The organism is Actinomadura chibensis NBRC 106107 (assembly GCF_001552135.1).
GTDB lineage: Bacteria > Actinomycetota > Actinomycetes > Streptosporangiales > Streptosporangiaceae > Spirillospora > Spirillospora chibensis.
This window is the reverse complement of record NZ_BCQP01000035.1, coordinates 103,343-114,856: the sequence shown is the minus strand read 5'-3', so window position 1 is coordinate 114,856 and position 11,514 is coordinate 103,343. Positions and strand designations below refer to the sequence as shown.

At 74.2% G+C, this 11,514-nt stretch carries 12 protein-coding genes; 5 read left to right on the top strand and 7 right to left on the bottom strand.

Annotated elements, in window-relative coordinates; translation table 11 throughout:
• Positions 1–419: 419 nt before the first annotated feature.
• Positions 420–779 (bottom strand): hypothetical protein, encoded by a 360-nt coding sequence (locus ACH01S_RS20375; RefSeq protein ID WP_067893533.1) that lies wholly within the window; start codon positions 777–779, stop codon positions 420–422.
• Positions 780–832: 53 nt separating this feature from the next.
• Positions 833–2,056: a citrate/2-methylcitrate synthase gene (locus ACH01S_RS20370; protein WP_067893531.1), complete on the bottom strand. Its 1,224-nt coding sequence runs from the start codon at positions 2,054–2,056 to the stop codon at positions 833–835.
• A 66-nt stretch (positions 2,057–2,122) separates the two neighbouring features.
• Here ACH01S_RS20370 and ACH01S_RS20365 point away from each other — a divergent pair, with 66 nt between their 5' ends.
• The 5 genes from ACH01S_RS20365 to ACH01S_RS20345 all read left to right on the top strand — a co-directional run bounded on the left by ACH01S_RS20365 (position 2,123) and on the right by ACH01S_RS20345 (position 8,687).
• Positions 2,123–3,364, top strand: a complete 1,242-nt coding sequence (locus ACH01S_RS20365; RefSeq protein ID WP_067893529.1) for a LeuA family protein — start codon at positions 2,123–2,125, stop codon at positions 3,362–3,364.
• Between the two features lie 48 nt (positions 3,365–3,412).
• Positions 3,413–4,786: an SWIM zinc finger family protein gene (locus ACH01S_RS20360; protein ID WP_067893527.1), complete on the top strand. Its 1,374-nt coding sequence runs from the start codon at positions 3,413–3,415 to the stop codon at positions 4,784–4,786.
• The gene (locus tag ACH01S_RS20355; protein ID WP_067893525.1) at positions 4,783–7,431 is read left to right on the top strand and encodes a DUF7824 domain-containing protein; all 2,649 of its coding nucleotides are present in this window, start codon (positions 4,783–4,785) and stop codon (positions 7,429–7,431) included. The genes ACH01S_RS20360 and ACH01S_RS20355 overlap by 4 nt, the downstream gene beginning before the upstream one ends.
• A gap of 75 nt (positions 7,432–7,506) precedes the next feature.
• Positions 7,507–8,049 (top strand): methylated-DNA--[protein]-cysteine S-methyltransferase, encoded by a 543-nt coding sequence (locus ACH01S_RS20350; RefSeq protein WP_067893523.1) that lies wholly within the window; start codon positions 7,507–7,509, stop codon positions 8,047–8,049.
• 41 nt (positions 8,050–8,090) lie between these two features.
• A complete protein-coding gene (locus tag ACH01S_RS20345; RefSeq protein ID WP_067893522.1) occupies positions 8,091–8,687 on the top strand; it encodes a TetR/AcrR family transcriptional regulator in 597 nt (198 codons plus the stop codon).
• Positions 8,688–8,944: 257 nt separating this feature from the next.
• Here ACH01S_RS20345 and ACH01S_RS20340 read toward each other — a convergent pair whose 3' ends face one another.
• The 5 genes from ACH01S_RS20340 to ACH01S_RS20330 form a co-directional block, all read right to left on the bottom strand.
• Complete coding sequence (locus tag ACH01S_RS20340; protein WP_067893520.1) at positions 8,945–9,871, bottom strand: oxidoreductase; 927 nt, start codon at positions 9,869–9,871, stop codon at positions 8,945–8,947.
• A gap of 143 nt (positions 9,872–10,014) precedes the next feature.
• Complete coding sequence (locus ACH01S_RS20335; protein ID WP_067893518.1) at positions 10,015–10,503, bottom strand: glutathione peroxidase; 489 nt, start codon at positions 10,501–10,503, stop codon at positions 10,015–10,017.
• Positions 10,504–10,647: 144 nt separating this feature from the next.
• On the bottom strand, positions 10,648–10,803 hold the full coding sequence (locus ACH01S_RS44510) for a hypothetical protein (protein WP_169809316.1): 156 nt from the start codon (positions 10,801–10,803) through the stop codon (positions 10,648–10,650).
• 170 nt (positions 10,804–10,973) lie between these two features.
• Positions 10,974–11,132 carry a hypothetical protein gene (locus ACH01S_RS44505; protein WP_169809315.1) on the bottom strand — a complete coding sequence of 53 codons (159 nt, stop codon included), beginning with the start codon at positions 11,130–11,132 and terminating at the stop codon, positions 10,974–10,976.
• Between the two features lie 85 nt (positions 11,133–11,217).
• A complete protein-coding gene (locus ACH01S_RS20330) occupies positions 11,218–11,514 on the bottom strand; it encodes a hypothetical protein (RefSeq protein WP_067893516.1) in 297 nt (98 codons plus the stop codon).

Here is an 11,514-nt window from a genome sequence, read left to right as displayed (position 1 = left end):
TGGCCGGAGGCCTTGGCGGCCTCCGGCCGCCCGACCCGTGACCCCGGCTCAGGTCCGCCGGTTCAGGTTCGCCGGTTCAGGTTCGCCGGTTCAGGTCCGCCGGTTCAGGTTCGCCGGTTCAGGTTCGCCGGTTCAGGTTCGCCGGTTCAGGTTCGCCGGTTCAGGTTCGCCGGTTCAGGTTCGCCGGTTCAGGTCCGCCGGTTCAGGTTCGCCGGTTCGGGTTCGCCGGTTCTGGTTCGTTGAGGCGGGGTCGCCGGTTCGGGGCTTGCCGTCTCTGGGGCTGCCGCTCTCGGGTCGCCGTCTCCGCGCCGTGGGGCCGGGTTTGCCGCTCCGGGTCTCTGTTGGGGTGTCGGTTGAGGTTGTTGATTCGGTTGTCCGTTGGGATGTCGAGTGGAGGGCACGCGCCTGGCGGTCGCAAGTCAGCGGGAGGTGCCGCCGCTCTCTGAGTTCAGGCGGGCCAGGTAGCGGTTGTAGGCCGCCAAGGCCGGGTCCTCTTCCTCCTGGCGACGGATGATCTCGCGCTTGACCTCGTCCTCGGCGGGCTCCTCCAGGACGGCGGGCGCGGGGGCCGCGCCGGACCGCTCGTCGCGGATCATCTTGACCCACATCACGATCACGAAGATCGCGAAGATCGGCCATTCGAAGGTGTAGGCCCAGCTCCGGTCGTTGCCGCTCTGGGCGCGGTCGTACTGCCACCAGCCGAAGCCGAGGAAGGCGCCGCACAGCGTGATCGCGATCGCGTGCAGCCCTATCCAGCCAGGGGTGAGAAACCGTCGCACGTCAACGAGCGTACCCCCGGTGCCGCGGAATCCCGCCGCGACCCCATCGAACGTCAGCCCGCCGCGGGGAGGGGCGGGCCCGTGTAGACGGCGCGCGGACGCAGCGGGCCGCCCCGCCCGTACTCCTCCAGCGCGTGCGCCAGCCACCCGGCGGTCCGCGCCACCGCGAAGATCGCCTCGCCCGCGCCGGGCACGAGCCCCGCCACCGCGCCGAGGGCGGCCAGCGCGAAGTCGACGTTGGGCGCGGGCAGTCGGCGGCGCGCGGCCTCGGCGAGGACGGCGTCCGCGGCGGCGACCCGCTCGTTCTCCGGAGCGGCGGCGCGGACGAAGTCCAGCAGCGCCGTCGCGCGGCCGTCGCCCGCCTTGTAGACCGGGTGCCCGAAGCCGGGGACGCGCTCGCCGCCGCGCAGCCGCTCCCCCAGCACGCGTCCCGCGGACGCCGGATCGGCGACCTCGGCGAGCAGGCGCTCCGCGCCGTACGACGCGCCGCCGTGCAGCGGTCCGCTCGCGACGCCGAGGCCGGACGCGACGACGGCGTACGGATCGGCGCGCACCGACGCCGCCACCCGGGCCGCGACGGTCGACGCCGCCAGCTCGTGGTCGGCGAGCAGGATCATGGCCGACTCGAACGCGCGCAGCGTGCCCGCCTCGGGCGGGTGCGGGCACAGGCGGTCCCAGAGGCGCTCGGCCAGGCGGCCCTCGCCGGTGGACGGGCGCGACGCCGGGAGGGCCTCGATCAGGCCCGCGATCAAGGCGCGTCCGGTGGCGGCGACGCCCTCGGGGTCGAGGTGGTGGCGCAGCGGGTCGGCGGTGGCGAGGGCGGTGACGATGAGCTGGAGCCGGTCGAGCGGGAGGAGGTCCGGCGGGAGGCCGGACTGGGCGGCGACCGCCCTCGCGACGCCGTCCGCGTGGGCCTGCCAGGCGTGTCCGTTGGTCTCGCGGGACGTCCAGAGCCAGGTGGCGACGTCCTCGAAGGTGCTCTGTCCGGCCAGGGCCAGGACGTCGCGGCCCCGGTAGTAGGGGCGGTCGGGGCCGAGCGCGGTGATCGACGACTCGATCGCCAGCTCGCCGGGGCCGGGCGGGCGGCGCGGCCTGCCGCGCCGGGCCAGCTCCTCGACCTGGGCGGCGTCGAAGAGGCTGCGGCGGCCGTCGGCGGCGTGCCTGCGGCGCAGCACGCCGCGGCTCACGTAGGCGTACAGCGTGGCGGGCTTCACACCGAGCCGCTCGGCCGCCGCCCGCGCGTCGATCCAGCCGCCCTGCTGGTCGTTCTCGCTCATCTCAACGTCCTCATATTGATTTTCGTCAATATTGATACATGTGGATTGCGGTGTCAATCTGAGGGCATGCCTCAGATTCACTTCCTCGACGTCACCAACCGCGACGGCGTCCAGACGGCGCGGACCGGGCTCTCGAAGTTCGGCAAGACGATGGTCAACTTCTACCTGGGACGGCTGGGCGCGGCGCAGTCGGAGATCGGCTTCCCGTTCCTGTTCCACGAGGTCCCCTACGTGCGGGCGCAGCTCGCGCTGGCGGAGGCGGGCGCGTTCGGCGGGCTGCGGCTGTCCGGCTGGTGCCGGGGCGTCGCGGGGGACGTCGAGAAGGCCGCCGAGGTGCGGGCGGGCGGCGTCGGGCTCGCGCACTACAACCTGTCGATCTCCACGTCCGACTACATGATCGCGAACAAGTTCCGCGGGCGGCTGGACCGGGACGCGATCGTCCGGGAGATGGTCGCGGCCGTCCGGACGGCGAAGGCGGCCGGGGCGCTGACGGTCGGGGTCAACGCCGAGGACGGCTCCCGCACCGACGACGGCTTCCTCACCGAGTTCGCGCTCGCCGCGAAGGAGGCCGGGGCCGACCGCGTCCGGTACTGCGACACGATCGGGGGCGACACGCCGGAGCGCGTCAGGGAGCGCTTCGCCAGACTGGCGTCCGCCGTGGGGATGCCGGTCGAGACCCACTGCCACAACGACCTCGGCCTGGCCGTGGCGAACTCCGTCAGCGGCGCGCTCGGCGACCTGGAGGCGGGGCAGGACGCCTGGATCAACACGTGCGTCAACGGGATCGGCGAACGGTCGGGCAACGCCGACCTGCTGTCGACCATCCTCGCGTTCCGGCACGGGTTCGGGCTGGAGAAGCACGGCGCCGAGATCGGGGATCCGATCGACCTGTCCTGGGCGCGGCGGTTCGCCCTGTGGGCCAGTTACGCGTTCGGGCAGCCGCTCCCCTACAACCAGGTCGGGGTGGGACGGAACGCGTTCGCGCACGAGTCCGGCATCCACGCGGACGGAGCGCTGAAAGACCACGGCAACTACGAGCTGTACGACGAGGAGACGCTCGGCCCGTTCCCGGACGACTGGCACGCCCGTCCGGGACGGGTCGTCCTCACCGGCGAGTACGGCGGCAAGGCCGGGTTCAGGCACGTCATGGACGGACTGGGCATCGACCCCGTCGACGAGGACCTCGCGTTCAAGCTCGTCCAGCTCTGCAACGCCCAGACGGGACGCCCGCTGACCGACGACGAACTGCGCCTGATCGGCGGCCATCCGCGCGAGCTGGCCCTGCTCTTCCCAGGTCAGCTCGACTGATCTCCCGATGGGCCGCGCTTTGTCGGTGCGTGCCCGTACGTTCTCGGCATGGCGAGCAGCACCGTGGCGGCAGGGGCCGCCCAGGCATACACCTACACGCGGCCGTCCGGCCTCGACGGCGGGCTCCTCGGCCTGTCCACCTCGGGCGGGACGACCAGCGCCGGGCCGAGTCCGCACCCGCACTTCTTCAGCGGCGTCCTCACCCAGGCGGCGCCCGCCGCGGCGGGGCTGATCGCGCTGGCGGACGTCGCGCAGACCCGGTACCACCAGCCGCGTCCCACCTCGTTCCGGGACCCGGTCGTCACGTGCAACGGCGACCGGCTGCGGATGGAGTCGTTCTCCGCGTGCGGCGGCGTCTACGCCCGGCTGGACGTGCTGGAGCCCGCGATGGACGGCGAGGTCCACGAGCGCGGCACGACCAACGTCGACGTCAACGGACCGCTGCGCGAGGCCCTCGCGCGGGTGGGCGGCTCCGACCCGCTGCACCTGGCGGTCGGCGCCGAGGAGCTGGCCGTGACGACCATGGACGGCGCCGTCGTGGAGAAGAAGGTCCCGCTCCCGGACCGGTGGCTGCGGGGCTTCGCCGAGGTCCAGGTCATCACGGCCGGGTTCGACCCGCGCGCCGAGCTGACCGGGTTGGACGCGGTCCGGTTCCTCCGGTCGCTGCCCAAGCGCGCGCGGGACGTCCTCTGGGTGGTGCCCGCCGGACGGACGCTGCGGGTCTCGTCCCGTCCGGTGCCCGGCGCGGTGTGCCTGGCGGGGCCCGACCGGCTGCGGACGATGCTGCCGCTGCTCCGCTTCGCGAGCGCCCTGCGCGTGTACGGGCCGTCCGTCGCCGGCGGCAGCGGGCCGGTGGCGAGCGTGTGGGAACTGGAACTGCCGGGCATGCGCTACGTCCTCACCCTGTCCCCGCAGAACTCGCGCGGGTTCTCCGGCGAGGGCGCCGTGCTCGACGCCCTCGCGACGGACGAGGCCGCGGGCGACGCCGACCTGATCGGCGCGCTGCTGTCGTTCGAGCCCCGCGTCGACCCCGACCTGCTGTCCGAGCGGTCCGGCCTCACCCTGGAGCGGACGAAGGCCGCGCTGACCCAGCTCGGGACGTCCGGCCGCGTGGGGTTCGACGCCGCCGAGGCGGGGTTCTTCCACCGCGAATTGCCCTACGACCCCGCGCGCGTGGCGGCGCTCAACCCGCGGCTGCGGTCGGCGCGGGCGCTCGTCGAGGGGGACGCCGTGCGGTTCGCGTCCGACGGCACGGCCGTCGTGCGGACGGACGGCGGCGAGCGCCGGGTCAGCCTCGACGGCGACCGCGCCACCTGCACGTGCCCGTGGTGGTTCGACCACCGGGGCGAGCGCGGGCCGTGCAAGCACGTCCTCGCCGCCCGGATGGCCCGCCGCGAGGCCGCCGTGGAGGCCGCGCGATGAGCGAGCGGGACGAGATCCAGAAGGCCATCGCCGCCGGGGACGTGTCCCGGACGGCCGACCTCGTCGGCGCGCTCGACGCCGACGCCCGCCGCGCCGTGGCCAAGGACCTCGCGGCGCTGATCAGGTCCGCGCGGGACGGGGCGAGCTTCGGCGTCCACGCGCAGCAGGTGACCGCGGCGCTGCTGGTCGCGGGCGCGGGCACGATCACCGGCCCGGCCGCGGCCGCGACCTGGCTGAACCGCCGCGACCTGCAGATCTGGTGGTGGGCAGAGGACCGCGTCCCCGAGTTCCACGCGGCGCTCGGCGCGGTCACCGCCGCGCGGCCGGACGAGTGGCGGGCCGACGTCGGGCGGCGCCTCGCCGACCGCATCCGCCCCGCCGACGGCGACCGGGCGCGCTGGGACATGGCGGCGGCCCTGATCAGGTCGGCCGGGGTCGCCCCGCCGGTGTCGGACGGCTTCGTCGCCGGGTGGGTGGCCGGCCGCTCCCCGGACCCGGAGGCCCTCGCCGCCGACCCGTTCCTGGACACGCTCGTCCCCGCGCTGTTCGAGGCGAACGGCGTCGGCGCGGCCCTCGCCGAAGAGGTGCGGCCCGACCCGTCCGTGCCGAGCCCCTGGGCGAACGCCCTCGCCGCCCTGGCCCGCGCCGGGCGGCTCGACCGCGCGGCCCTCCTGGACGGCTGCGTCGGCCGCTTCCTGCGCGGCGGGACGGCCCGCGACCTCCGCTGGTTCGTCCGGCTGCACGACGCGCTGGAGCCGACCGACGCGGAGGCCGCCGACCGCGTCCGCGACTACGTCCACCTGCTCCCGGCCGCGCCGTCGACCGTCGCCGACCTCGCGCTGCGCGAGGTGCGCCGCGCCGACGACCAGGGGCGGCTCGACGCGGCGCTGTTCGAGGACGCGGCGGGCGCGCTGCTGTTCCGGCCGGAGAAGAAGCTCGTCCGCGCGGGGCTGACCTGGCTCGACCGCACGGCCCGCAGGCGCGACCGCGTCGACGCCACCCTCCGCGCCCTCGTCGCGGTGTTCCCCTCCGACGCCCTCGACCTGCGCGAACGGGCCGTGAAGAGCGCGGCCAAGCACGCGGCGCGGGCGGCCGAGGAGGTCCGCGCCGAGGTCCGCGACGCCGCCGCCGGGCTGCCCGCCGACCTCCGTGAGACGATCGCCGCCGCGTTCGGCGCGGTCGAGCCCGCGGACGCCGGAACCGGGCCGCCACCGCTCGCGGGGCCGCCGCCGTTCGTGCCGCGCCCGGCGCCCGTCCCGGTCGGCTCGCTCGCCGAGCTGGTCGAGGAGTTCACGGTGCTCACCCGGTCCCCGACGCCGTGGGCGACGGCCGAGCGCTTCCTCGGCGCGCTCGTCGAGTTCGCCTACCTCGACCCGGACGGGACGCGGAAGGCGATCCGGGAGGCGGCCTTCACGCACGCGCTCTGGATCACCCAGAACCACCAGTACATGAACGACTTCATCCGGAAGAGCTGGGTGCTCCTGCCGGTGCGGAGCCTGCTCTTTCCGAAGAGCCCGCCCAAGGTGGTCGAGACGCTCGTCGACTTCGTCAAGGGACGCTCCCGCGACCGCGGGAGGACGTCCAGCCCGCAGATCGAGCGGTTCCTCGCCTGGCGGCGGCACGAGGCGGCGGCCGCGGTGGGGAAGGTCCCGCTCCTGCTCGCGACGCCGACCGAGGGCAGCGGCCACATCGACCCCGACGTGCTGGTCCAGCGGCTGGAACGGCTGGAGGAGGCGGGTGCCGAGCCGGGCCGGGCCGATCTCACGCAGGCGCTGCTGCGCGTCCCGCGCGACTTCGACCAGGCCGCCGTGGCGCGGGCGAAGGGGCTGTCGTCCAAGGCCGGGAGGAGGGCGGCGGCGTGGCTGGCCGACGGCGGGCTCGCCGACCCGCCCGTCGAGTGCCGGGTGCTCGGCCAGTTCGTGGGAGACCGCGAGCGGAACGCCTCCCTTCCCGTCCGCGTCCGCTCCACGGTGGACGTCCCGGGCAAGTCCGACATCGCGCACCTGTGCCGCTTTCCCGAGGCCGGCTGGGCCGGCGTCCACCGGGTCCGCGGCGTCGACTCCGCCCCGCACTGGCCGTCCGTCCTGCCGTCCCACCGCGAGGTCGCCGCGGCGCACCTCGTCCCCTACACCGCGGGCACCGAGGACGGGGACTGGGGCCAGGGCTCCGTCCTGCTCGACCTCGCGGAGGCCGACGGCCCGACGGGCGCCGCGACCGGGACGCTCCTCGCCTGCGGCCTCGCCAACCGGCACGAGCGCGAGCGCGCGGACGCCACCGAGGCGCTCCTCGCCCTCGCCGCCCGCGACGCCCTCCCCGCCGCCGAGACCGGCACGGTGCTCGGGCGCCTCACCGCCGCCGGCCGCATCACCCTCCCCCGCGCCGTGAAGGCGCTCACGTCGGCCGCCGACGCGGGCGCGCACACCGGCGTCTGGACGATCCTCGCCGCCGCCCTCCCGCACGCGCTCCCCGCGCCGGGCGAGCGCGCGGCGGCGGGCGTCCCCGACCTGCTGGCCCTCGCCACCCGGACGGCCGAGTCCACCGGGGCGCGGGGCGCCATCGCGGCCGTGGCGGAGGCGGCGGGCCGCGGCGGCTCGTCCCGCCTGGCCAAGGAGTCCGCGCGGCTGCACCGCACCCTCGCAACGTGACGGCGTCCGGCGGTGTTGAACGGAATGTCGGTCCGGCATGACACGCTGGACCCGCCCGGGAAGGAGCGCTGAACGATGACCGAGACCCTCGCGTTCGGCACGGTCGACACCGTGCTCGGCCGCCTGCTCGTCGCGGAGACCGAGACGGGCGTCGCCGCCCTGCACTTCCGCGACACGCCCGCCAACCGCGCCCGCACGGCGAAGGCGGTCGGCCTGCCGGTGGTGGACGCGCCCGACCGCCTCGCCCCGGCCCTGTCCGCCCTCCGGGACTTCTTCGCGGGCGACCTGAAGGACTTCGAGCTCCCGATCGACTGGCGGCTCACGTCCGACCTGCAGCGGCAGGTGCTCTCGACGCTGTATGAGACGGTCAAGTACGGGGAGGTCATCACCTACGGCGGGCTCGGCGACCGCAGCGGCGCCGAGGTGCACGCCCAGGTGATCGGGCAGGTGATGGGCGGCAACCCGATCCCGCTGATCGTCCCGTGCCACCGGGTCGTCGCCTCGAACGGGCTCGGCGGCTACAGCGGCGGCACCGGCGTGGAGGTCAAGCGCTGGCTGCTCATGCTGGAGGGAGCGATCCCCGCCACCCTCGACTGGGACATCACCCGGGGCCCCTGAGCCCGCCGCCCGCGGGCCCGGGGCCGACCTAGGATGGACGGGTGCCGAAGATCAGCGAGGCGACCGTCGCCGAGCACCGGGCCCGGCAGCTGCGCACCCTCCTCGACGCCGCGCGGACGCTCGTCGCCGAGGAGGGCATCGAGGCGCTGTCGCTCGCCGCGCTGGCGCGGCGCGTCGGGCTGTCCCGGCCGAGCCTGTACGAGTACTTCCGGTCGAAGGACGACCTCGTCGCCGCGATCGTCGAGGACGAGCTGCCCCGCTGGGCGTCCGCCGTGGAGGCGGCGCTCGCCGGGGCCGCCGGGCTGGACGCGAAGGTCGAGTCCTACGTCCGGGCGCAACTGGAGGTCATGACGGACGGACGGCACGCCGCCGCCGTCGCGCTCGTCGAGCACGCCCTCGCCGAACCGGCCCTGGACCGCATCCGCGACGGGCACGCGCAACTGCTCCGCCCGCTGGTCGCGGCACTCGACGAGGGCGGCGTCCCGGACCCCGCGCTGCGCGCGGAACTGATCCAGGGCCTGGTCGACGCCGCCGCCCGCCTCGCGCAACGCACACCGTCCCAAGCGGAGGGCGTGATCGCAGCAACGGTGGCACAAGCCGTCCACGGCCTCAGCCCCCAAGCGAACACGAACACGTAAGCAAGCGCAGCACGAATGCGCACGCTGGGCGCAAAGGCGGGCACGAGCACGTAGGCGGGCGTTGGGCGCAATGACGGGCATGGCGCAAAGGCGGCCGCGAGCGCAAAGACGGGCGCGAGCGCAAAGACGGGCGCGAGCGCAAAGACGGGCGCGAGCGCAAAGGCGTGCGCTGAGCGCAGAGGCGGGCACGGGCGCGTAAGCCGTCACGCGGGCGCGGCGCGTAGGTCGCCAAGCGGGTCTGGTGCGGTGGGTGGGTGTTAGGCGGGGGTGGGGGTGTAGGTGACGTCGGTGAGTGTTTCGGAGATGTTCCACAGGCGTTCGGCCAGGGCTGGGCGGTCGGCCTGTGGGGGCGTGGCGACCTTGACCGGTGAGCCGCGGTACTGGAGCAGGCGGGGGCCGTAGCATGCGCCGCCCTCCGCGTCCGGGGACGTCGCCGCGTACAGCGACGGCAGCGCCCCCTCGGCGGCGGACTGGGCCATCAGCGCGTTGCCGAGCCCGGTCGCCTTCTCCATGAGCGAGCTGCCCCGCATCTTGGGCCCGGCCTGCTGCAGGTTCGTGGCCGCGTAGCCGGGGTGGGCGGCGACGCTGGTCAGCTCGCGGACGCGCCGGTCGAGCTCCTTCGCGAAGATCAGGTTGGCGAGCTTGGCCTGGCTGTAGGCGGACCACTTGCGGTAGCGGCGCTCGCCCTGGAGGTCGTCGAAGCGCAGGCGGCCCGTCCACGCGAAGCCGGACGTCACGGTCACGACGCGGGCCGGCCCGTGCGCGGACGCCGCGGCCCGCAGCGCGTCCAGCAGCAGCCCGGTGAGCGCGAAGTGGCCGAGATGGTTGGTGCCGAACTGCATCTCGAACCCGTCGGCGGTGGAGCGCCGAGGCAGCGCCATCACGCCCGCGTTGTTGACGAGGATGTCGAGGGGCTCGCCGCCGTGCCGGTCCGCGAACGTCCGGACGGAGGCCAGGTCGGCGAGGTCGAGCGAGCCGAGGACGAGGTCGGCGTCCGGCGCGGCGGCCCGCATCCGGTCGAAGGCGGCCTGCCCGCGCTCGGCGCTGCGGCAGGCGAGCACGACCGACGCCCCGTGCCGGGCGAGCTGGAGCGCGGTGTGGTAGCCGATGCCGCTGTTCGCCCCGGTGACGACGGCCCTGCGGCCGCGCAGGCCGGGGATGTCGCGCACCGTCCAACCGCCCATGCCGCACCTCCACGCAGGTCACATCGCGAATCCCAAGTTAGACGCCGACTCGAATAGAGGGCAACCGGGTAGGCGATGTGCCGCGCTTCCCACGGCGGTTCACGGGGCGCGCCCTCCGAGGGGCCCGGAGGGCGCGGCCGCGGTCAGGACGGGAGGTTCTTCTCGATGGCGGCGACGACCTCGTCCGCCTCGGGCTCGGTCTGCGGCGCGAAGCGCGCCGCGACCGCGCCGTCCGGGGCGATGAGGAACTTCTCGAAGTTCCAGCGGATGTCGCCGGTGTGGCCCTCGGCGTCGGGCGAGCCGACGAGGCCCTGGTACAGCGGGTGCCGCCCGTCCCCGTTGACCTCGATCTTCTCGGTCATCGGGAACGTGACGCCGTAAGTCGTCGAGCAGAACTCGGCGATCTCGTCGGCGGTGCCGGGCTCCTGGCCCATGAACTGGTTGCAGGGGACGCCGAGGACAGTGAAGCCGCGCCCGGCGAACCTCTCCTGCAGCCGCTCCAGACCGGAGTACTGAGGGGTGAGGCCGCACCGGGACGCGACGTTGACGACGAGCACGGCCTTGCCCCGGTACTGGCCGAGGTCCGCGGAGCCGCCTCGCAGAGCCTCGATCTCTACGTCGAAGACAGACATGAGGCCGATCCTAGGAGATCGTCCCCCCGATCGGCCGTGTCGTTCGTCTCGTTCCGCCGGCGCCGCCGGGCCGCACCCGCCCCGTGTGGAGGGAGGACCCCCACGCGCCCCCGGGAACGGTGGGCCCGTACCGCCGGCGCGCCCTTACGTCCCCAACGCGTTCACGAAGGACGCAAGCTGGTTGCCCGCCTTGCCGAGCTGGCTGAAGGCGTTGTTGACCACTCCCGCCGCGTCGGTCGGTGAGCTCAGCAAGTAGAAGATGACGAAGGCGATCGCCACATAGCGGAGGTTCTTCTTCATCCGTACGCCGTCCCTGGTTGTAGCGCAGCGACACAACTGACCCGATTCAATTGTGCCCACGCGCGTCTGCCCGCAAAGCGCGATTTTACTGTGACGCGCGGGCAACCGCTTGGTGTCGGGGCGCTAAGAAGCCCCGTACCGCCGGCGGTACGGGGCCTTCGAGCCGTCCGTCAGTTCGGGATCGCGCTCATGAACTGCGACAACGACTCGGCTGCGGTGCCGAGCCCGCTCAGGGCGTTGTTGACCAGATGCGCCGCTCCCTCCGGCCTGGTGATCACGTACCACGCCACGAAGGCGATCGCGGCGATCTTGATGTGCTTCTTATTCAATTCAACCACCCTCTGCGGTCTCCAGACTACGCAGAGTGATTCCCCGGGGCGGCGCGACGGAGATCAAGAGGGCGGAAAGAGAGCGTCAGGTCCCTTTGGGGTGCTCGGTGAGGTACTCGATGTAGAAGGGACGGAGCGCGTCGGCCATCTCGCCCTCGCCCGCGTGCGTGAACTCCTCAAGCAGCGACAGCCCGTGGAGCAGGTCGAACCTGGCGCGGCCGACCTCCCCGGTGGCGGCCGCCGCGGCGGGGATGGCGCGCAGCAGGTCCCACAGGAAGCCGACGTCGCGCCGCTCCTTCGCGAGGGCCAGCGCGCGGTCGTGCAGCTCCTTGGACGGCAGCGCCTCCAGGTCGGCGGCGCCGTCCGGCGTCACATCGGACAT